The 20582-nt window shown below is 33.9% G+C and carries 43 protein-coding genes; 1 reads left to right on the forward strand and 42 read right to left on the reverse strand.

The window, feature by feature from the left end; all coding sequences use genetic code 11:
• Window positions 1-5 precede the first annotated feature (5 nt).
• From JRJ22_RS19280 to JRJ22_RS19400, 25 genes are all read right to left on the reverse strand, one after another.
• Entirely contained in the window at window positions 6-584 is a 579-nt protein-coding gene (locus JRJ22_RS19280) for a hypothetical protein (RefSeq protein ID WP_206101042.1), read from the reverse strand.
• A 12-nt stretch (window positions 585-596) separates the two neighbouring features.
• Window positions 597-920, reverse strand: coding sequence for a hypothetical protein (locus JRJ22_RS19285; protein WP_206101043.1), 324 nt, complete (start codon window positions 918-920; stop codon window positions 597-599).
• Between the two features lie 18 nt (window positions 921-938).
• Entirely contained in the window at window positions 939-1706 is a 768-nt protein-coding gene (locus JRJ22_RS19290; RefSeq protein WP_332461339.1) for a DNA adenine methylase, read from the reverse strand.
• 29 nt (window positions 1707-1735) lie between these two features.
• A complete protein-coding gene (locus JRJ22_RS19295) occupies window positions 1736-1918 on the reverse strand; it encodes a hypothetical protein (RefSeq protein ID WP_206101045.1) in 183 nt (60 codons plus the stop codon).
• Between the two features lie 268 nt (window positions 1919-2186).
• On the reverse strand, window positions 2187-3044 hold the full coding sequence (locus tag JRJ22_RS19300; protein ID WP_408637842.1) for a DNA-methyltransferase: 858 nt from the start codon (window positions 3042-3044) through the stop codon (window positions 2187-2189).
• A 1-nt stretch (window position 3045) separates the two neighbouring features.
• Entirely contained in the window at window positions 3046-3225 is a 180-nt protein-coding gene (locus JRJ22_RS19305) for a hypothetical protein (RefSeq protein WP_206101046.1), read from the reverse strand.
• 67 nt (window positions 3226-3292) lie between these two features.
• Window positions 3293-3601, reverse strand: a complete 309-nt coding sequence (locus tag JRJ22_RS19310) for a hypothetical protein (RefSeq protein ID WP_206101047.1) — start codon at window positions 3599-3601, stop codon at window positions 3293-3295.
• Window positions 3579-4223, reverse strand: coding sequence for a hypothetical protein (locus tag JRJ22_RS19315; protein WP_206101048.1), 645 nt, complete (start codon window positions 4221-4223; stop codon window positions 3579-3581). The genes JRJ22_RS19310 and JRJ22_RS19315 overlap by 23 nt, the downstream gene beginning before the upstream one ends.
• Before the next feature lie 7 nt (window positions 4224-4230).
• Window positions 4231-4446, reverse strand: coding sequence for a hypothetical protein (locus JRJ22_RS19320; RefSeq protein ID WP_206101049.1), 216 nt, complete (start codon window positions 4444-4446; stop codon window positions 4231-4233).
• Between the two features lie 13 nt (window positions 4447-4459).
• Entirely contained in the window at window positions 4460-4648 is a 189-nt protein-coding gene (locus JRJ22_RS19325) for a hypothetical protein (protein WP_206101050.1), read from the reverse strand.
• A gap of 45 nt (window positions 4649-4693) precedes the next feature.
• Entirely contained in the window at window positions 4694-5503 is an 810-nt protein-coding gene (locus JRJ22_RS19330) for a DUF444 family protein (protein ID WP_206101051.1), read from the reverse strand.
• Window positions 5504-5587: 84 nt separating this feature from the next.
• Window positions 5588-5764 carry a hypothetical protein gene (locus JRJ22_RS19335; protein ID WP_206101052.1) on the reverse strand — a complete coding sequence of 59 codons (177 nt, stop codon included), beginning with the start codon at window positions 5762-5764 and terminating at the stop codon, window positions 5588-5590.
• A gap of 32 nt (window positions 5765-5796) precedes the next feature.
• A complete protein-coding gene (locus tag JRJ22_RS19340; protein ID WP_206101053.1) occupies window positions 5797-6087 on the reverse strand; it encodes a hypothetical protein in 291 nt (96 codons plus the stop codon).
• Window positions 6088-6166: 79 nt separating this feature from the next.
• Complete coding sequence (locus tag JRJ22_RS19345) at window positions 6167-6454, reverse strand: hypothetical protein (protein WP_206101054.1); 288 nt, start codon at window positions 6452-6454, stop codon at window positions 6167-6169.
• Window positions 6455-6730: 276 nt separating this feature from the next.
• Window positions 6731-6916, reverse strand: a complete 186-nt coding sequence (locus tag JRJ22_RS19350) for a hypothetical protein (RefSeq protein ID WP_206101055.1) — start codon at window positions 6914-6916, stop codon at window positions 6731-6733.
• A gap of 47 nt (window positions 6917-6963) precedes the next feature.
• Entirely contained in the window at window positions 6964-7218 is a 255-nt protein-coding gene (locus tag JRJ22_RS19355) for a hypothetical protein (RefSeq protein ID WP_206101056.1), read from the reverse strand.
• A 41-nt stretch (window positions 7219-7259) separates the two neighbouring features.
• A complete protein-coding gene (locus JRJ22_RS19360; protein ID WP_206101057.1) occupies window positions 7260-7469 on the reverse strand; it encodes a hypothetical protein in 210 nt (69 codons plus the stop codon).
• A 42-nt stretch (window positions 7470-7511) separates the two neighbouring features.
• Window positions 7512-7754, reverse strand: a complete 243-nt coding sequence (locus JRJ22_RS19365) for a hypothetical protein (protein WP_206101058.1) — start codon at window positions 7752-7754, stop codon at window positions 7512-7514.
• A 258-nt stretch (window positions 7755-8012) separates the two neighbouring features.
• Window positions 8013-8561, reverse strand: a complete 549-nt coding sequence (locus tag JRJ22_RS19370; protein ID WP_206101059.1) for an HNH endonuclease — start codon at window positions 8559-8561, stop codon at window positions 8013-8015.
• Between the two features lie 48 nt (window positions 8562-8609).
• A complete protein-coding gene (locus JRJ22_RS19375; protein ID WP_206101060.1) occupies window positions 8610-8840 on the reverse strand; it encodes a hypothetical protein in 231 nt (76 codons plus the stop codon).
• Window positions 8841-8869: 29 nt separating this feature from the next.
• A complete protein-coding gene (locus tag JRJ22_RS19380; RefSeq protein ID WP_206101061.1) occupies window positions 8870-9160 on the reverse strand; it encodes a hypothetical protein in 291 nt (96 codons plus the stop codon).
• Window positions 9161-9236: 76 nt separating this feature from the next.
• The gene (locus JRJ22_RS19385; protein ID WP_206101062.1) at window positions 9237-9611 is read right to left on the reverse strand and encodes a hypothetical protein; all 375 of its coding nucleotides are present in this window, start codon (window positions 9609-9611) and stop codon (window positions 9237-9239) included.
• Window positions 9612-9643: 32 nt separating this feature from the next.
• A complete protein-coding gene (locus JRJ22_RS19390; RefSeq protein ID WP_206101063.1) occupies window positions 9644-9844 on the reverse strand; it encodes a hypothetical protein in 201 nt (66 codons plus the stop codon).
• 30 nt (window positions 9845-9874) lie between these two features.
• On the reverse strand, window positions 9875-10063 hold the full coding sequence (locus JRJ22_RS19395; RefSeq protein ID WP_206101064.1) for a hypothetical protein: 189 nt from the start codon (window positions 10061-10063) through the stop codon (window positions 9875-9877).
• A gap of 189 nt (window positions 10064-10252) precedes the next feature.
• Window positions 10253-10555 (reverse strand): hypothetical protein, encoded by a 303-nt coding sequence (locus tag JRJ22_RS19400; protein ID WP_206101065.1) that lies wholly within the window; start codon window positions 10553-10555, stop codon window positions 10253-10255.
• A gap of 118 nt (window positions 10556-10673) precedes the next feature.
• On the opposite strand from JRJ22_RS19400, the gene JRJ22_RS19405 reads away from it, so the two are divergent.
• A complete protein-coding gene (locus JRJ22_RS19405; protein WP_206101066.1) occupies window positions 10674-10919 on the forward strand; it encodes a helix-turn-helix domain-containing protein in 246 nt (81 codons plus the stop codon).
• Between the two features lies 1 nt (window position 10920).
• Here JRJ22_RS19405 and JRJ22_RS19410 read toward each other — a convergent pair whose 3' ends face one another.
• The 17 genes from JRJ22_RS19410 to JRJ22_RS19490 form a co-directional block, all read right to left on the reverse strand.
• Window positions 10921-11598 carry an SLOG family protein gene (locus tag JRJ22_RS19410; protein WP_232380895.1) on the reverse strand — a complete coding sequence of 226 codons (678 nt, stop codon included), beginning with the start codon at window positions 11596-11598 and terminating at the stop codon, window positions 10921-10923.
• A gap of 18 nt (window positions 11599-11616) precedes the next feature.
• Window positions 11617-12033, reverse strand: coding sequence for a DarT1-associated NADAR antitoxin family protein (locus tag JRJ22_RS19415; protein WP_206101067.1), 417 nt, complete (start codon window positions 12031-12033; stop codon window positions 11617-11619).
• Window positions 12030-12329, reverse strand: coding sequence for a hypothetical protein (locus JRJ22_RS19420; protein WP_206101068.1), 300 nt, complete (start codon window positions 12327-12329; stop codon window positions 12030-12032). Before JRJ22_RS19420 ends, JRJ22_RS19415 begins: the two co-directional genes overlap by 4 nt.
• 35 nt (window positions 12330-12364) lie before the next feature.
• A complete protein-coding gene (locus tag JRJ22_RS19425) occupies window positions 12365-12592 on the reverse strand; it encodes a hypothetical protein (RefSeq protein WP_206101069.1) in 228 nt (75 codons plus the stop codon).
• A 36-nt stretch (window positions 12593-12628) separates the two neighbouring features.
• Window positions 12629-13312, reverse strand: coding sequence for an HNH endonuclease (locus JRJ22_RS19430; RefSeq protein WP_206101070.1), 684 nt, complete (start codon window positions 13310-13312; stop codon window positions 12629-12631).
• Window positions 13313-13352: 40 nt separating this feature from the next.
• Window positions 13353-13769, reverse strand: coding sequence for a hypothetical protein (locus tag JRJ22_RS19435; protein WP_206101071.1), 417 nt, complete (start codon window positions 13767-13769; stop codon window positions 13353-13355).
• Window positions 13770-13790: 21 nt separating this feature from the next.
• Entirely contained in the window at window positions 13791-14012 is a 222-nt protein-coding gene (locus JRJ22_RS19440) for a hypothetical protein (protein ID WP_206101072.1), read from the reverse strand.
• A gap of 63 nt (window positions 14013-14075) precedes the next feature.
• Entirely contained in the window at window positions 14076-15050 is a 975-nt protein-coding gene (locus JRJ22_RS19445) for an AAA family ATPase (RefSeq protein WP_206101073.1), read from the reverse strand.
• Complete coding sequence (locus tag JRJ22_RS19450) at window positions 15043-16284, reverse strand: RNA ligase (protein ID WP_206101074.1); 1242 nt, start codon at window positions 16282-16284, stop codon at window positions 15043-15045. The genes JRJ22_RS19445 and JRJ22_RS19450 overlap by 8 nt, the downstream gene beginning before the upstream one ends.
• A gap of 348 nt (window positions 16285-16632) precedes the next feature.
• Window positions 16633-16845 carry a hypothetical protein gene (locus JRJ22_RS19455; protein ID WP_206101075.1) on the reverse strand — a complete coding sequence of 71 codons (213 nt, stop codon included), beginning with the start codon at window positions 16843-16845 and terminating at the stop codon, window positions 16633-16635.
• A gap of 139 nt (window positions 16846-16984) precedes the next feature.
• On the reverse strand, window positions 16985-17506 hold the full coding sequence (locus JRJ22_RS19460) for a siphovirus Gp157 family protein (RefSeq protein WP_206101076.1): 522 nt from the start codon (window positions 17504-17506) through the stop codon (window positions 16985-16987).
• A 60-nt stretch (window positions 17507-17566) separates the two neighbouring features.
• The gene (locus JRJ22_RS19465) at window positions 17567-18649 is read right to left on the reverse strand and encodes a hypothetical protein (RefSeq protein ID WP_206101077.1); all 1083 of its coding nucleotides are present in this window, start codon (window positions 18647-18649) and stop codon (window positions 17567-17569) included.
• Between the two features lie 41 nt (window positions 18650-18690).
• On the reverse strand, window positions 18691-18951 hold the full coding sequence (locus JRJ22_RS19470; protein WP_206101078.1) for a hypothetical protein: 261 nt from the start codon (window positions 18949-18951) through the stop codon (window positions 18691-18693).
• 13 nt (window positions 18952-18964) lie between these two features.
• A complete protein-coding gene (locus JRJ22_RS19475) occupies window positions 18965-19153 on the reverse strand; it encodes a hypothetical protein (protein ID WP_206101079.1) in 189 nt (62 codons plus the stop codon).
• A 42-nt stretch (window positions 19154-19195) separates the two neighbouring features.
• Window positions 19196-19537: a hypothetical protein gene (locus tag JRJ22_RS19480; protein WP_206101080.1), complete on the reverse strand. Its 342-nt coding sequence runs from the start codon at window positions 19535-19537 to the stop codon at window positions 19196-19198.
• A gap of 34 nt (window positions 19538-19571) precedes the next feature.
• Window positions 19572-20192, reverse strand: a complete 621-nt coding sequence (locus JRJ22_RS19485; RefSeq protein ID WP_206101081.1) for a hypothetical protein — start codon at window positions 20190-20192, stop codon at window positions 19572-19574.
• Between the two features lie 20 nt (window positions 20193-20212).
• Complete coding sequence (locus JRJ22_RS19490) at window positions 20213-20581, reverse strand: hypothetical protein (RefSeq protein WP_206101082.1); 369 nt, start codon at window positions 20579-20581, stop codon at window positions 20213-20215.
• Window position 20582: the final 1 nt, after the last annotated feature.

Genomic DNA, 20582 nt, shown 5'->3' on the forward strand with positions numbered 1-20582 from the left:
GCCTCCTATAAAAACGCAGAAATGTCCATTTCATCTATTTTATTATTTTTATTCTTATTGATATTTGAAGAAATTGTTTTGTCTTGGTCTGTTACCTTTGTTTTTTCGAATTGTTCTTTTTGTTGTTGTTTTGATTTCCGTCCGGCAAAAGCTTCATTCAATTTATCAATCATAATACTAATCCCATAATTGATAGCTCTTGTATCATTACTGCCATCTAACTTATTTACAATACACCACTTAATACTATCTTCAGCTAATTTATAAGCCTCTAGCATTAGTCCGAAATCCGGGCCATTTCTCCAACGTCTTTCCCGTTTACCACTTTTAGTATCAAATCCTGCCCTCAGATCCTTCAGTCTCGTAATATTCCCTTTGGGCAGAACAATAATATCGTGCAACTTGATTATGTATTGGTACAGTTCATCCCATTGCTGATTTTCAATCCTGGTTGCTTCTTTATCGCGTAAATACCTATCATGACAGTACTCAACATGATAATAACGTTTATCTTCTTCTCTAATCATCTTATCCTTATGACCATATTGCTCACAGACCGGGCATTTCAATAGTCGTTCAGCCAATTTATCACCTCCTTACATTTGATTCGCAATTTCTAATTCCATTCGGTCAACTAGATTTTGGATATTGTTGCGATTAACTCTCTTCGCTTGCAATTCTTTCTCTACCTTATAAAGCAATCGTTGCAGCTCCATGAACGCATCATTATTTTCTTCTAGTTGACATTCGTAGCTAATTAAGTCGCCTTCTGCCCTAATTTTTTCTCTGTCTGCTGACTTGCATAATTCCTCTACGACTTGAGCAACCTCAAACCCCATATGTTGTTGAATAAGTTTGACAAGATCATGATTGTCAGCGATGATTTCAAGTGAATTATCTGGCAAGTGTACTATTGACATATACACATCTCCATTCTATTAAATCGCAACTTCATAATTAGTAACAATTAATTCACCAAACTTGCCTCTCCCACTTGCGTCTTTTGACATATTATATTGAACCTCAACTTCATTGATATAAAAGTCTTTCATCAACTCTCTAATATATGTATTGTCGTTAACCGTTAATAAAAATTTTCCCTTGATGCTTTTTAATTGCTGTTGTAATACTTCAAAGTCAATATTTTTACCGTTCTTATAGCTTCCGTTGTTTGTTTCGTAATATGGAGGGTCAAAGAAGAAGAAGGAATCAGGTTTATCAAATTTTTTAATGATTTCAGTATAATCACGATTCTCCACCCATACAGTTTTTAGTCGCTCGTGTGCTTTCTTTAATAGTTTTAGTGCAGAGTCGTTCATATAAGGCGTATCGCGATAGTATGAATTGAACGATGACATGTCTCCGCCGAAACTATTTTTATTAATATAGAAAAACTTATAGGCAAGCATCAATTCATCCATTTCTTCCTCATCGGCATTCTTAAGGTATTCAAATTCATCTCTACTTACTAAATATGTATTAAACTTTTTAATAAATTCATTATAATTATTCTTTAAAACACTATAAAAGTTAATTAGATTCTTATCAATATCGTTGATTACCTCTGTTTTACTCTTATCTTTACCGAATAACACCCATAGTCCTCCAGCAAAAGGTTCGACATAGCAATGATGTTCTGGAATCATTTCAATAATCTCTTTTCTCAAATTTCTTTTGCCTCCACGCCATTTAATAGGACTATTCAATTTAACACCTTCTGTTCCATATATTTATTTTATTCAGGCCAGTTAAATGATTCAACCTTCTGAATCTCCGCAAATCCAACTTCAACGGCAACATTATGTTTCTTGTAATGTTCTACTGCATCATTATAGTCTTCTTCTGCTTCTTCGTAATCATCGTAGTATCCAAATACCTTTGTTCCATCTTCGTAATTGTAAAATAAAATATAATCCATTATTAAATTCCTCCTCTGTCTTATTGGACTACCAATTTATACGATCCATCATTAACATCGCTTATTGGTACATAATCCTTGAATCCATCTTCATATGTAACTTCATAGCAAATGTTTTCTATGCCATAATGATTTTCCACATGAACTAATCCAGTGATTACTGGAAGGTTACAATCTAGTCTCCGATAATAATTATCTAATGGCTCTAGAAAAACGTAATTAATTTTCATTTTTGTCTCCTTTTTAACGACCTGATAAAATACCTCATTTATGATGAAATATGTTCTAATCTTTTGTTTGCAATTTCTATGTATTCGTGGTTTAATTCAAATCCTATAAAATTTCTATCATTTTTAGCAGCTACCAATGCAGTTGTTCCTGCGCCCATAAAAGGATCTAAAACCACTCCATTTTCTGGACATCCACTTAATATACATGGGGTAATCAATTCTTCTGGAAATGTTGCAAAATGCGCTCCTTTAAATGTAGAAGACGAAACCGTCCAAACCGATCTTCTTCTTCTTTTACCCAACCCGTCTACAGTATCTTCCATTACCGACTCAGCATCATAGTAATATTTTTTGTTTTTTGATAACAAGAATATGTATTCATGTGCTTTCGTTGGTCTGTCAGGTACATTTTCGGGAGTGAAATTTCTCTTTTGCCAAATTATGTCTGATCTTAAGTACCATCCCGTCGCTTGAAGTGCAAAGGCAACTCTCCAAGGAATACCGACCATATCTTTTATTTTTAAGCCTTCGGGTATTTTTCTTTTATCTCGCGCAGATTCAGAAGTTTGACCTTTTTGAAACCCCGAGTTTTTATCAGGATTCGATGTTTTTTGAGGTCGCCTAACATATGTATCACCTAAATTTACCCACAATGTTCCATCGTCTCTTAGTACTCGCTCAACCTCTTCAAACACTTGCAGCAAAGATTCCACATATGTGTCTGGAGAATCTTCTAAACCAAGTTGCCCGTCTACCCCATAATCTCTCAATCCCCAATAGGGAGGTGATGTGACGCAAGTATTGATGCATTTATCAGGTAATAATTTTAACCCCTGAAGACAATCGAATTGGTAAATGCGATTTAACTCAAGATTTCCAAGCAATTGTTTGCTCAAATTATTGATTCTCCTTATCTAATGCATATTCATTACATGGTTCTAGTGCTTGATTTTTAAGTTCTTCACTTGGAATTTCTTCATATGTATTAAAATTCAAACCATTATTAATAAAACATGTTCCCATACCATTGTTATGAATGCAATCTCTAACCATACAAAGATCATTAATACTTGTCATTGATTTCACTTTCCTTTCCCTATATATTTTTACTTTTAAATCTTTATGAAATGAGGGATTCATTCGGTTATTCAACATCTGAATCAGGAGCAACAATATGCTGTATCATGTAAACAGAGTTGATGTAGAATTGAGCAAATTCTTTCGTTGCAAAAACACCATGTTTCCTTTCAGGTGTTAAATACTCAGGCTCTTCATTTTTCAATGTCTTTTCAAAATCAATAAAAAACTCAACCACCTCATATTCTCCATTGCTAGTTAACCTGTAAATTAAAGCCCATGTATGGTTTCTAACTGGCATAAAGTCAGATACGGAGTTCCACATTTCTGACAAATCATCGAGTTCTTCTTCGTCAAGTATTCTTTGAGTTTTCATCGTTATCCCCTTTCTCATTGTTATCATCCTTGTTCAATTTATCTCCCATGTTCAACAGCAAATCTCTAAAATGGTTGAAATCTCCGTTATTTGAATATCCACTTGAATATGTATAAGTTCTTGGCTTAGTTAAATTATGTCCCTGATATTTTATGTATCGTTTTGCTTCATCTAGAATAAAGAAGAATGCAACTGGTTCGTAATTTTCTTGAATCCATGAGGCCGCATACCACTCAATACCGTAAACTTTAAAATAGTCGGAATAATTCATTACAAATATCTCATCGTCATTCACTTCAAATGTTTCATACTCCATCTCACTTAATGGTTTGATTTCAAACGGTGGGCCTTCCTCTCTTCCCTCAAACCAATCTTGAACAGCTTCTACCTCTGAGTTGTGCCAAACTTCATAGTCGTAATCCGTTGTGAATTTAAGAGGCAAATGATCAAAATAATCCGTCTGATCTTCATGATACGGGATATAATGAGGCCGATATGTTTCCACCGCATGGATGGCGTTGCATGTACAGACATTATCATCGGCTCCTGGATACTGTTTCTCAGCGAACAGTTTTAGAAACTGTTCTTGCTGATCAGTTAATTCAATTTCAATTTTCTTCAATTAATCATCATTCCTCCTCATAGTTCTGTGGATTCTTAATATAGTCATCAACAACTTCTTTCATTTGTTTGACCATATTTCCTACTTTTTCGTCTGAATCTTCAAAGCCACAAACTAATTCATATCCCGTTGGAGTATAAACAGAGTAATAAAGCGTACTCCATCCACCAAGACACTTTTCACGACTGACATCAATTTCAAAACCTCTATATTTGGTTTTCATATATTTACTCCTATTAAATCGTGTTCAAATCTACAGCTCCACCAAAAGTACATTTCATATCGAACACACCACTCTTACGAGTCTTCTTGATTACATATGAATCATTGCCATCATAAAACACTTTCCCATTCAATTCGTCATCAGTTTTTCCTAATGTGATTTGTTTGGAGATCCAATTACTGATTTTGTCTACATTACTCATAATAATCTTCCTCTCTTGTTTTGATAAAACAGAACTTTTATGTAGTTATTCAAAAGTTGTAAATGCATTTTGAATTGCTCTCATCACGTGACTCTTATCTTTAATCACTGTTTTGATAAATTTCTCGTTGTCAATATTTCTAAAGCAACTCATCAAAGTGCTTGTTCTGTTATATTGATTCGGCTCAATATATTGAAACTGAACAACCTTATGCAAAATATCATACAAATAGTTCTCGACTCTTCGATTATCAGAAGTCAAATTATCCCCATCAGAAACATGCATAACATAAATATCTTTATTTTTATAATCTTTAGAGTTAATTATTTCAAGACATTTTACATATGCTGATGAAGCGATAGTTCCTCCACTTTCCGATTCGTTAAAGAATTGATTCTCACCAACACTTTTAGCATCAGTACTATGCACAATATACTCAGTTTCAACATTCACGTATTTATCCTCAAGAAAAAGTTTATTCCAGGTGATTACTGATCTGCCAATATGCTTTTCAAATGTTCCCATCGAACCAGAATTGTCCATCATAACAATAAAAATGGCTTCAGAATTTTCATACATCCTATTGATCAAATGTGGTTTAATGTAGCCATTTAACTTATTAAAAACTTCATTGATTTGATATTTGTTTACCACAACATCCTCAAGAGTAAGTACCTCAGAAAGTTCCATCTTTTCTATGATTGAATAAGAACTCATGCGCTCCAAGATGGTTTCTTTGAGGGTTTTAAAGTCACTTTTTAATTGATCATTTTCTGTATCAAATTTAAGTTTTCCATATATATCACACAAATTCTGAACAATTTCTTCGTGCTTCATTCCTTTAATTTTCACCATTAGCAAATCCATCTCCTCATATGTATTGTCTCACAAGTTCATCATAACACATTATATTGTTTTTGTATATATTTATTTATTAAATTATTCAAAATCAGAATCCTTCATTGCAAAGAAAGAATTGCATTTACTACACATATCGACAAACTCTTTGTTTCCCATCATAACATTTATCATATTTTGATTTTGTAGAATTGCTTTGTAATGACCATTTCTTTCGTAAACCGCATGACACTTTGGGCAAGTGAAAACTTCTTCCATATATCATCAATCCCCTCTTTTAATATAATTAATCACCAATTAAACCTTGTCTCTGTTTGATAATCAAGAACTTGTAATTGCTCCTGAAAATACGCTGAGAATTCTTCGGCTATTGCACCTGATTGACTATAAGACCCACTTAACATAACAGTATTTTTATCACGGATACTTACGTCTACAGCAGCAATCCATCCCCATTGCTGTCTAATCTTTATTCCAAAATCATTAGGATATGAATATGTTTCCTGTAGATTCTCAATTATATCATTAACATCATTCTCTTTAATATCTCTGTCCGTTTTAATATATATACTCCATCCCATTACTTCCATCTCCTTATTTTAATGAAATCGGGCTTTTATGAACTTTTTATGATCAAAAAGTCCAGTGTTTATAAGGATTTTACATTTGTATTTTCGTTTCAGAATAAGGTCTCACCGTTTCCCCATTGAATGTTCGATCATGGTTTCTATAGTCAGTCATTTTTGCAAGTAAAAACTTCATTCGATGATAGGTATCTCCATTAACAGTGCCAGGCTCTGTCATGTTATTATTTTCATAATGTTCTGTACTATAATGTAATGCCATAGCGATAGTCGAATAGTCATCTCCGTTAATCTCGGTAATACTAAAATCTTTTAAAGAAGGGATACCCTCATATTTTCCTATTTCGTTTCGGATTATTTTCATTTTTTAGCCTCCTTTGATTTAAATAAATGAATCTAATCTTCGGACTGTGCATTACACTTGACTTCTTCCTTTGCAAGTTTCTCTATCTTCGTTACAGTCCTTGCATGGGTCTTTTCCTTCGTTAATTAGTAGCCAGACCATCATTCCGTCTAACTTACATCTAGGTGGAACGTAACCCTGCTGAACACACATGCTCTTATACATATCACTCATTTTCATCCTCCTTTTTAAGCAACATAGTTTGCGTCCACCGTCCAATATCTTCGTACTTTGAAGCTAAACGCGATCACCAAAATAGTCAATCAACTGTTCCAGTGCGTCCGTATACCCCTTGTTGTAAGTCTCCATATCCATACCGTTAAGTCCTCCAACTGTCTGCTTTAGCATTCCTGGGGTTTGGATAATGTGATTAAAATGAACCTGTTTCATATGTTCAATGATTTGTTCTGCGGTTACTTTCATCCTCTTCACCTTCCTTCGCTATTTGAAGCCTACTATTCTTGATGAAATCAAGCTTTTATAAAAATTTTTGATGAACAGCTTGCAGCTTCTTTATATGATTTAACAAGTTCACTGTCTTGTGTATCATAAAATCGACTGAATTGAATGTCAGACCATTTATATTTTAAAATTGGTTCAGTAAACTGTGTATACCACTGACTTCCATCAACTACTCTGCGAAATATATGGTTGCCCTTTTTGGATATCCTATGTAAGTAGTAGGTGCCTGTGTCGCGATCTCTTACTAAATCAACTTTTTGCAAATATTATCCGCCCCTTTCTATGAAAGTAAACTTTGATTAGTTTATTTCAAATCTTTCAGAGCATCGAGTATTTTTCTTTGAAATTCAAGTCCTATTCTTGAACGATTCATCCAGTCGTCTCCATCAACAACGCTATTAGTAACGTCCTGCACTCCTTTAATCATCTTGATTGCATTGATAATTTCTTGTACATCATCATCTCTATAGTCTCCGTCTAAAGCCACATATAAGCCTTTTACTCTATCTGTCATTATTGTCTCATCCTTTTCTATTTTTTTGATGAAAGAAAGATTTCATTCTGATATTAATCGATAAACATACACCCATTTGGGTTGTCCAATTTTAGGTGCTGGAAGTCCATAAGCAACACGTTCTAGTTGTTTATTGATTTTAAACATCAAAGACAATTGTCTTCCGATGTCTTTTGAGTCGGAATTGAATTTTTCGACATATCGCTGAATGAATGTCTCATTTGCAACATCCACAGGGCCGTAGCGCTTGATGTACTTAATAATCCATTCCTGTTTTTCTGTCATATCTTCACCTCGCATTTCTTTATAAAAGGAAAATTTTATTTGCTAAAATCATATGTCTCAGAGCATTCATAGCACAACACATGAGCTAATGCATCTGGATTCTGGATGTTCTTTTCAATATCTTGTTCATCCGAATGAGAATTCCCGTTGATATCATAGTAACTAACCTCATCCAACAGATTACTTTCAAATCCACATTGTTTGCAATTCATAGCTTTTTCACTCCATTTCCTCATAAAATGTATGTTTTATCAAGACTCATTCTTTGCCCTTAAAATCTCCGTAGTATGTATTTCTCATCTTTTCAGCGTACCTTCCAGCTTCGTGAACATCGTCAAAATACCCAAGCCTAGTATTTTTACCATCTATTTGCAACTGAACCATCCACATTTTCACATTCTTTTCCCAACAAACATTTCTATATCCAGATTTATTATTGGTGTTTTTTGTTTTCCTGTGTTTTAGGTTTTTATTTGCTTCAGTAACTCTTAAATTATCTTTCCTGTTATCCAAGGAATCATGATTTTTATGATCTACATGTGTCCCTTTGTGCGCTTTAGTCACAAGCCTATGTATCAACAGAGTCTTGTAACGAGGCTTCCCTTCGATAATTCCTAGGTATTGACAGATTTCAGCATAGTACTGCTGGTTATCTCTATGCCAACTTACATGAACTTTAAAATCAAGTTCGTCAATTATTTCTAAATCCTCTTCGTCAATGATAACATCAAATTTATCACCATTCTTTCTTGTTACATGGATAAATGCAGCCCCATCTTTTATGCTATAATCGTTCTTAATACCCAATTATATCCTCCCTTTTATTCTCATGAAATGCCACTTTCGTCAAATAAACTATTCATCCAGGCCGCATAATCGTCTCATCATTTCATTGGCAAGTTCATTTTTATAGAAATTTAGTGCATCTACTTCGATACCTTTGTCATTACGCTCATCTGCTAAAATAGGATCAGAGTAATCATCATACTTTTCCTGTTCCAATTCTTTCAATATCTCAAAAATTTTAATTTGTGCATTTTTGTAGTCTGTTTGCAATTTCTCATCGCTAAACTTTTTAATATCCATTCTATGTCACTCCTATAAGTTAGTAAGAATTATTCAGTATTCTTTCGATCAATGAATGCCTTCTCAACTTTAGAAAAGTCGTGAGTTTGATAATACATTTCAAACAGGTTATCGAGCACTCTTGTATCCGCAACATTAATATTGCCCTGCATATCCTTAACGTCCATGACTAGCTTGACTTCAAAATCTTTGATAACTTTCTTCAAAATATCCAACTCATTTTCAATAAGTACCTCGGGCGCACCTAGCTGAGCCAAATTTGCCAATTGACTAGCGTGTGATAGAATTCTTTTTGTCTTGTACTCTAATTCAAGATTCATAAAAAACCTCCGATTTATCTCAGTATGAGAGATTTACAACCATTAGATTTCATCATCGTCATGTCTGTACTCAATATCAATCTGTTTTTTGAAGATAAGCATAACCAGCATACATCTCTTTGTTCCAACCTTCTGAATAAACTCTAACTTGAGAAGCTTTTTCATTTTCATCAACGTATTTCATACTAACGACTCTTAATATTTCTCCTTTGTTTAATGGAGTTATATGCCCCTCATCCATCATTTTCACAGTAATATCATTTATTTCTGCATCTGATAGCGACTCATCCTGCATTAACAATATTAGTTTATCACTATTATCAATAGTATCAGCAGCCCAAATGACATCTGTTACAATAACTTTATCTCCAACTTCAAATTTGTATGGTTCGTCTTTGCCGCATGCCGTCAGAAAAACAATGAGCAGAATTAGCAAATGTTTTAGTTTCATCTCTAGCCTCATTTCTATATAATTGGCTCTTTTCACATTCTATTTTCTTTAATTTCACTCGCTAATCCATAAGGATCTCTTGTTTTTTCATCAGTTTTCAAGTTGGTTATCCATCCAGTTGAAATATTCAACTTGTAATAATCGTCTATCAAAAACCAGTCGCCATCTTTTACTACTTTGCAACCCGCATCTTCAAAAATCTTTCTATACTTGCTTTGATCTCCGTATCCCACATCTATCCGCTCCCTTGGTTCAGTTTGAAATCAATCTTCTCCTACAACCACCAAATTCCCATCCTCATAAACAACAACCACCCGCACTATCCCCTTACATCTATACTGATACACATACCCTTCAGCCATCACCCCCTCACGGCCAAAGTATGTTAATTCACCTGATTTTTTCAGATCATTGATAGCTTCATCAAAACTGGAGTATTTTCTTGACTTCAATCTCATCTCCTCCACCCATATTATATTCCACAAACCATATGTATTTTCCTGCTGCTCACCACTAATTACATCTTCTCTACACTTATTATTTTATTATATTTATTTATTAAATGCAAGCACTTTTTATTTATTTACTCAAAATGACCGCCTATTATTAGACGGTCTAAGTTGATCATGCTGTTTATGTATCTATTCGGTTTTATCAAATGAGAAACCATCACGAGTTGCTGTAAGCAGCTTATACTGTCCTTGATATTCTCCATCAAGATAATACTCAAACGCCTGTGACTCGTATTGTACAAGAAGTGAGTGACTTGGAATATCACCATAATTACGCACATGTTGTTCACCGTTGGGCAACTCAAAACAGACAATAATTTTATTTCCCTGTGAATTAGTCTTCATATGTATACGGAATATATTATCTGTTTTAGGCGGGAAATTATATGTGTGATCTTTGGATCGTTTAGTTGATTTACTAATTTTCTTCATTATATTTACTCCTTTTTATTTCTTCTTAAAAGCCCAATTTCATGATGATTATTTTGAATCCAGCACTCTTCTATGGTAATATATTTGTAACCATGATTAAGGGAGTTGGATTTCAAAAATGAAAAAAGTCAATAATAATACTCAGACATTAATCACAGATTTGAAGTTAAAAATTATTAAATCCATAAAAGATGAATTAGCTGCAAGAAACTATTCTGTACGTCAGTTCGCAGAAAAAGTTGATATGAAACATCCACAGATACATAGAGTCACAAGAGGTGAAAATTATAATATCGATACTTTGATAAAAATATTGGATGGATTAGATATGGAAATAATAGTTCAACCAAAGGCACTGAAATAGGTTATCCATTAATACCATACAAGACATCTAATTCAAAGTCATACTGCGGTTTCACGGTGTATAATGTCTTCCCTGTTTTTCTTACATATCTAACACAATTACCAGTTCCACCTTTTGTGCCATCCCATGCAGCAATAGCAATGCGACTCATATCAACCATGTACTCGTTACGTTTCTGCATCTTAGCCACATGATAGTCGCCAATTGCAACTCCATCGACTTTGTATTCCGGTAACTCATCTACATAAATAACTTCATCGGCAAGATCAATCATCTTTTGATACCATGCCTGTGTTTCATTATCAGTCCATTTACATGCCTGATTTTTGAATGGCACTGCAACGATATTTTTGATATGAGGATAGTATGTACGTTTCAATCCTTGAACAGTCCAGAATGCAATCTGATCGAACCCAATTGCTCCACCAGAAATGAAGCGTTCAACACTTTCTTCTTCAATTAAATCAATCAGAATTGGTTCAAGTTTCTTGCTTATGTATTTGGATTTTTCATCTGTAAGACTGTAGCAATTGCCCAATTTATTTGGACGGTGGCCAGTAAAGCAAATAGTCTTCTTTTCTAATTCCTCTTTAGCTCTGCTCTCTTCTTTTTTCTTTTGAATTCTCTCTGCCATTTCTCTTCTACCTTCAGGAGAATTTAGATATTTGAAATCAACCAATCATTACACCGCCTCTACTCATTTCTTAAATATATTCATTAGCTCTTGATATTCATCAACTAAAGATTGTCTTCCTTGCTTTATGTATTGTCTTACCACATCGGCCTGGCAATTCAGGCTTTTACCCTTGAAGATATCATTAAAATCATCAAACCCCTTAGCATACTCAACGAGATCAGGATTGTTGTCCAGATAATTAACCCATAACATTTGATACCATTGGGACAGAAATCTAAGTTCATACTGTTTCCCATTTAATTCAATATGCGTTGGTTGTTTTCCTTTGGCATCTTTCCATGACGAAGGTTTAAAATCGCCAAACCGTTTGGCAAGTTTGTGGTTTTCGATACTGTCGTATCTTCCCCACGCTTTGACTTTGGCATAAAATGCAGAGAAACGTTTATCTCCTTTTGATGAACACTCAAGTATTTTCACTGTTTAGTATCCTCCAATTTTAAACAACCTTTAACCGCATCCCAAAGTGCATCACACACATTCATCTGACAGTATTCTTTTTCAATCAAATAATCTTTAACCGAACACGGTATACAGTTATCAATGGTTATTTTGTGACCTTTATTAAACATAACTTCAATCATCTTTCCGATAGTCATTTTCTTATGATGGTAAGTGGCCCAGTTGTTGCGATCTACAAGTCCTTCGGGGAAGAGTTCGTAAAACTGTTCTTTTGAAATTTCTAATGCTTGTTTTGGAAGGATATGTTGTTTCATTTTTTCACTCTTTTCTTTTATTCTATTTGCTTCTGTTAACGCATATCATCACGCTGTTCTAAGTAGCCTTTGAAATACTCCCAATTTCTATCAAGCTCATCAATATTCCTGGAGATATATCCTTCTGCAATTTCTTCATCAATCAATCCTTGATCTGATAGTTGAAACATGAATTCAATTTTATTGATGGTTTCAAGAAAACCCTGAGCATACCCTTTAGCATAGTTTAATCGGTATTGGCTGAGACCATGTTTATATTTCATTTTTACACTCCTTTTTCCCATAAAATGTTCAGTTCGTCAAGATTTATATTCGTAATTTATTATGTATTTTTTGTGATCTTCGTTTATCCATTTGAGTATCTTTCTCTTTCGATCTAAACTGTAAATTGGGTTATCTTCGGAGTACCAACTCTCAAAATCATAACACCACTTGTTACTATTGCAGTCTCTGCAAGCAGGAACGCAATTGCTCAGGTCGTTTGCGCCATCATCATCAACATGTTCTTTATGTAAACCCTTCTTTGTTTCTTTTTTATTTTGTTCCCATGTCTTCCCACAATAAGCACAACGGAAATTAAAATAAATTCTGCACTCATCCCATTCATGATTGTCGATTATGTGTTTATGGTGGTTATCATGATATTCCTTGTGTTTTTCTGGATTTTGGTCATAGAATTTTTTAATAATATCTTTAACCTTATCTTTATTTACATCTCTCCATTTTTTATTTGTTTTTAATGTAGACTCCTTATTTTTTTGATAATGATCCTTTCTGTATCGTAAAGCTAACTCTCCTTGTTCTTTTTGTCTTCTACATGCCTTCTCAACACCGCATTTTTTACAATAAGGATAATGTCCATCCATCATATTTTTACTGTTTAAATAGTAAAAATCATTATTACAAGGAAACCACTCTATGCATATGTTGCATAATTTGTGATCTACTCCATCAATAATTTTATGACACTCTTCATAAGTCATTGTCTTTTTCTTCAGTAAAAAAATCTCCTCTCTTTTTAAATCACAACTTTCTTCCACAAACTGGGCAATAGTTTATTTTTACTCCATATAATGAATGTGGCACACTTCCACCAATTACGCTATCCTCTAGGCAATTGGCGCTATTGATAAACACAGTATAATCACTTAGCTGTGCTTTCATTAAAGGCTCCCTGTCAACCAATGGTCTGCCAGTACAATACTTACAGATATCTTTTGCTTGTTTTCCATTCTGTTTATCCATTTCAATAATCACATTTTCTAACTCAACTATAATCTCTCTCAACTTATCAGCAGTCCAGGTTGTTCCTCCGCGACTACCAAAATTTAAACCGCTGTGCAGTATGTATGGATGGCGAGATGAATCCTTATTGCCATCGTTCTTTTTAATTGTTCCAGATACATAATTTCCTTTTACAATAATTTCGTTACTGAACATTTATTTAACTCCTTTATTTTATTATTTCTCTCTAACTCTTACTTTTGACTCAGCAATAATTTTTTCACATTCGAAAAATGGCGAGAGTCTATTCTCAATTCTGCTGAGTGATGAGATTAGTCCGAATATTTGTTTTAGAAGAAAGTCAATATCGTCTCTTGCCGTTTCTTCATCCACAATTCCTTTATTATAAATATAATATGACTCAATCGCTTCAATTCTCGACTCTTGATATTTACCCATTTAATTATCATCCTTTTTATTATTTTTAAATTTTCTTAATACAACACGCATTTCATCATGAATTTAATGAGCTAATTCGTCAGCTTCTCTAAGACTTTTTAGCATCAACAAAACATCTTCTCCAACCAATCTTCTCAGTTTTTCAATACCTTTTTCGCTCTCTCCTATACTCAACAGTTTCATATGAAATTGAACTAACTCTACAACTTTAGATACAAAATTATCTTCATATCCTATCCAACTTAGAAAATTACAGGCGAGTTGAGCGCTAACATTTTCATGACCGATGAAGTTTGCATATCTTGATCCCTCTCTAAAGTCTTTACAATGTAGCTTCCCTATATCATGCAATAATGCCGCCCACAACATTACTAACTTCTCTTTTCCTTCATAGTTATTTAAAACGTGTTCCCATACATGATAGGTATGTCTGCTTACACTTAGTCGATGATAAGACGAATCCTGTGGCAAATCAGAGATATTTTCAAATATTTTGGCCCCCTGAAATGCCTCGTAGAACATTTCGCTGTAGCTACATTCTTGAGTAATGACTGATTCAAAGTAATCTTTAAGAGAGTCAACTTTTGCTTCAGTATGAGTGTGGACATACTTAATATCATTCCATCCCTCATTTAGAGATGGAACCTGTAAAGATTTATACATTCTATCGATTACCCCATAACCAACTGTTCTTGAACGATTCCTATCTCTTTGTAGGCAGATTCCGAATGGTGTGTCTAGGTAGTGGCATTCCAATACATGTTTTTTAAACTCACCTACATTATGAATTCTTCTTTTACTACTTATATTAGTTGCATCTATTACCACATTTTTATTATTGTTTAAGTGTTCTTTTGCTCTTTTATAAAGTAATTCAAACACCTCTGTATTCTTATCTTGACAATCCTCATTGCCACATAATTCAACCCTAATATTGTCTGAAGATAAGATTTTGGCATTTTCATTAACACTTAATCCTTCCGCATAAAGCCCCTTACCTGATCCCGGCAATCCTGCAAGCATTATCAACTTAGCCAACTTGTTCATCTCCTTCATCAAATAGTGAGTTGTATTTATCAGTAAGCCCTAAGTCACTCAATCTGCGATAAGACACCATATTCCTATTTTCTGATTTAAGAATGCTGCTCAATCTTCCCAGGTACTTTTCTCTAACATACGCCGCCAATCCATCTGGAACATTATTGCTAACATAAATCATGAACTCTTTCTTATTCTCTTTTGGAGCCAAGTTGTAGTGATAATTGATCTGTGAATTTATATTATGTACATGATCAAAAATTAAGTTGGCAATCTTTTCGGTTTTTTCTCTATATTTCTCTGGAATTTTAGAAATCAAATCATCATATTCATTGTCGGCAATTGCTCTGATAATTACATTTACAGATGATACACTATCCAAAATTCTATGAATATTAACGTAATCATCACATTTCATTTTAATCAAATGACCGTCAATGTTTAGAATCCATCCTTCTTTTTCATGAGATTTTAATTCTTTCATCTTTGTTAACATCTCATCAAGAGTAATTGATTCTAGACTAACAGCAGACACATTATACTTATTAGCCATTTTAAGTACATCGCTATAATTATACTGCTCTCCCGTTAGTGTATTTCTAATACCTATTAGATGAAGTCCTTCTTTTGATTTTTCATAAATAACAACATGGGCGTCTTTTATAGAAATGTATTCAAAGATGAATGTTAAATCCGGATTATCTTTGATCATATTTATATAATTATCATTAAGCATCGAATATCCATCTTCAAGTCTCCAAGAACTTTTTTCTGAAATAGCCATACTACCACACATAAACACTCTGCCTTTGTACCATCTGGCACTTTGCATTGATCCATCTAGTTTGTCAGCTACCTCAAAGTTTTTGGCTTCCTGAATACTCTTAGAAACAACTTCGACCATATTTTCAGCAACTTCATTTAAGTTAAAGAATTTTCTAAACGGAGTTAGCACCAATTCTTCATCTTTAAGATTAATTACAACACTTCGACATTCCCTATAAACAGAATCTACATCCTCCCACATTCCTTTTTGCATCTCTGCTAATCCATAGCGAATCAAGAGGATTTCTTCTGATTGGTTAAACTGTAAACATTCAAATATATTATTATATTTATTCTCATTAAGTTTAATCAACCAATCTTCAAAAATATATGAACCATAGTTCCCAAACTTCTTATAGTATGTATTTTTTATTTCTATCACCAAGTTCAAAACTGGATTCCAACTCATTTTAATATCTCCCTTAATATCTTATTTTCTTTCATTTTCTCGTGTTTTCTAACCACAAAACCTGATGAAACGTGCCTTTCATATACAATAGCATTCGTTATAGGTATTTAAATTTGTTCCACAAACTTTGCAGTGAGGACATTCACATTCAATCTCGCCGCACTCTTGACAAGCCTCAAGCTCTAATTCTTCATTATTAATGCCGGAATTCATAAATCTCTCCCCTTTTTTGAGATTCAGTAAAAGAATAATTTAATCAAGAATTTAGATTTACTTCTGCTTCAATACCATTAACATTAAAACTCTCTATGTATGTGCTCCCTTCTTCGGTATTTTGTTGATTCGTATCTAAGCTATAATTCGATTCAGAATTTTATACACTGCTTTTACGTCCACTCGATCTAACCTAACGACCTCGCTGTTCCTGCTGCCATCTTCATCACAATACACAAATGATCCGTCTTCATTTTTCCTTATGTACCAATATTCATTTTCCGATAGCCTTGCTTCTGCAACTTCCCCCTCTTTGAGAGTTTGAATAATCTCGAATAAATCCTTCATTGTTAACTATCATTCCCCTCCAGTTTTTAATCGTGATGTGGGGTACTTTTATGTATAAAAAAAGATAGTATAACAACTCTTCACAAGTTGATTATACTACCTTCTTATTGTTCTGTATATATTTATTTATTAAATAATTCTAGCTAATTCTAATGTGTTTTTTATCCGTCACAAGTACTGCACCGTCAATAGTCTCTCCATCTTTAAGTTTCTTTAGTGCTGCCAACAATGCTTTAGAATCCAGTTTTGCCTCTTGTGGGATTTTGAATGTATCGGGGATTAATTTCTCATCAATAATACCAACAGATGGATTTGTCTTATGTATGCTTACCTTAAATGTTCCGGCATTCACCTTGTCTATATTATTAACCTCTAGAACACTCTGCATATATGTTTTAAGACCCTTATGTTTATTCTCCAGGTATTTACGCTTCCTAGCAAGTCGAGCCTCTTCTGCCTTAAATGCTTCAATGTCTCCCTCAATGTTTTTCATAAATTTGGTGATATTCTCTACTTTACTATTGATTTCATCTTCGATTGATTCAAGAGTGTCGATATAAGACTGTAAATCATCCTCTGTAAGATCCTCACTGTCCCAAGCTGCGTCCACATACTGATTAAAAACTCGATATTGCTCCCCTAAAGTATAAAGTGCTGGCATTTATTATTCTCCTTTAATATATGTATTTTTATTTTCATGAAACTTCTGTTTTATGAAATCTTAATGATCTGAATCAACATGCTCTTTTACTATCTCATAATCTTTATACAACTGAGGGTCACTTTCAGCGGCAATACCATAAATAACGCTGTAATTATATTTACAATCTCTGAACACCCGACCATCCCCATTCCAATTTTCATACATATGAGATGTAATGTCGTCTTCAATTTCCTTATCAAGCTCACTTTCAATTGTAAAGGTGCTTAAACCACCTTCAGCAAAATCGTACCCATCGTTCCAATCGTTTCTATTTTCCTCAAGATAATGAGCCAGTCTAAGATATTTATTCTTACTAACAATTACATCAAGTAGTTCGCTCCATGTATCTTCTAATTCCATGTCATACTTAGCCAAAAGAAGAGCCAACTTCTTATTATGTTCCTTTTCTTTTTCTTGTTTTGCTTTTGCAGCTTTTTCTGCTTTAATTTTATTAACCTCATTATCCCATATCTTTTTTACTTGATCTGTTAATGATTTCTTTAGGTCATCAAGTTTAGATTCTGAATACTGAGTTGGTATCTGCTTTCTAATCTCAGATGGAAACTCATAACTCATTTTAGTCGTATCTTTGGATCGACTGGTTTTGTAACCATGATAAGTCGTGCTGATGCCAATTTCAGAAAAGATATTAAATAATTTTTCTTGAGTTGAGGCGTTGATTTTTTGTCTTTTTACGTTTTCCAAATGATTTTCTAAATCTGAGTCTGCAACCGAATTGATGAAGGCAATCATCTTTTCTAAATTATCCTGCTTGTTTTCGTCGAAGATGACATAAACATAATGCCAGTTCTCCTCAAAAAAAATACCTTTTGCCAATCCTTTCTCTTTGATGTGTTTATCTGTTTTATAGTCATTCCACTCAACTCTTAGAATAGGTTGACTATTCCAACTGCCTCGCTTTTCACTAAGTCGTGCTTTAAACGAAGTCAGATGTAGGGGAAGAAATTGCTTTATCTTAGTAAGCCCCGTAGACTCTTCTAGCTTTTTAAATTTATTAATTGTAATTTCTTTCATCTTTTCAATCTCTTTTGTGATCTCATTAAAATTGTTTTCTAGCGTATCTGTTTCCCAAACACCCAAAACTACTCATCTCCCATTCCTAACGAAATTTAGATTTCATTTTAATCTCTGTCCCATGGCGCTTTGAAGATTTCACCGGTCTCAATGTGTTGCAATCTTCTTTTGCCTTCGTGGTCTATAAGTTTGTAGCCGTAGGATCTTAGCATCTCTGAGTTTTCTTTGTTGTCCTGGAATGGATCAAATACCAGCTCATCTATATTAGAGTCATATACTCTGCATTCTTCATTCCAAGCATAATATATTGCATCTACAATATTCTCTTCGGGGATAGTAGTATATTCTTCACCATCCCAATCCCACATGTAAAATTGATAGTTATTCATCCTCTTCATTCCCTTCTATATTTTCATAATCCATCTCAATATTACTTACTTCTTCTAATTCCCACTCCACTACTCCATCAACGTTATAAAGTTCATGATTGATCTGTTCAACCATATGGACACCATGATTTAACTCTTCTTCATCGAAAATTATATATCCCTTGATTTCTACTTTTCTCATTCAATTCACCTCGTTTTTTAATTTGATGAAAGTTATATTTTATTATGACCACTCAATTTCATTATTTTTATACTTCAACATACCATCATTTAGTTCCCACGCCACATCTTTAAGAATCCCTTTGATATTGTATATATTAGTCATATCATCTGTACGAACTAACTGACCGTAACACATACTAATTAATTTCTCTAAGTGAGCCAACTTATCTTCTACTTTTAATCCATAAGAAAAGAAGCGTCTATCTCTTGTAATAGACCATTTACCTTCTTCGGCATCAAAATAAATTAGGACTTCTGTGTTAGGACGATCTTCGTTTTTCAAGAGCTTATCAACTATAGTTCCAACTTCTTCTTTTAATCCAGTGCTTGCATGTTCACTCACTAAGCTTTCCTCTTTTCATAATCAAATTCTCCTTTTATTGGGATTTGTAAACAATGTTTATTTGTTCACCACAACCCCGTTCTTGAAACCTTGAGCACTCATAGCACTCAGATGAAATATTTAATCCGTCAGCCCCATTCTCATCTCCAAATGCTCCATATGGGCAACTAGAACCTCTACTACCATCTTCATATTCCGTTATATATGTATTTTTACAAACAGGGAACCTTTCTTTGTATGCCTTGATTTGTCTGGGAGAATACATTCCATAGTCTTCATATACTTCATCTGGTAAGATTCCTAATTGCATACCAATCCAATCTTGACTTTCTATTGTATCGGCACAAGCTCCATAAGCACATCTGTTCCAAAACAATTCTTGTCCCTCAACTGGAAATGTGTTGACAAATTCAATTATGTTATCTTCATATTTATAATCTTCGCACCATCCGTCAATCAATTCAGGATCTTCATCAAACCATTTTTCAATATCTTTAGGCTTACACTCATCACAGATTTGCATATATGTATAATTGTTATCAAAACTACTTCCGTAATTGCTTCTATATAGAGAGTATTTTGTAGTGATCTTCTTTGCTAGACACTTAAAACAAATATCCTTAAAATCTTCAATTGCTCTTGGACTATTACTCAACTAATCATCCCCTTTTCAATTTAGCAAAACGTCCCAATGTTCCGTCTGACGGTAAAATTGTTACTATTTAATTCCTCAATTAATTGTTCAACACTTATGTTCCCACTATATTTATTCTTAATGCCTTCAATCAAAACATTCAAAGCTTTATCTGGTTTACTCTTCTTTGTTTCAGGCTCTTTTACCAATACATACTTAGTCAAACCGCCAGCCAATTCCTCAACATTGATTTCGTACCCAGCAACATACATCTCCTGGATTCTTGCACTGTATCGCAGAGCGACCTTGACCAAATCCACATTGGTTACACCGTTGTTTCCGGCAGACCGCAGCAGATTCAGGATCTTTAGTCTCTGTGATTCAGTTCTTACTTTAGTTTCAGAATCCATG

Source organism: Paenibacillus tianjinensis, assembly GCF_017086365.1.
Taxonomy (GTDB): Bacteria; Bacillota; Bacilli; order Paenibacillales; family Paenibacillaceae; genus Paenibacillus_AQ; species Paenibacillus_AQ tianjinensis.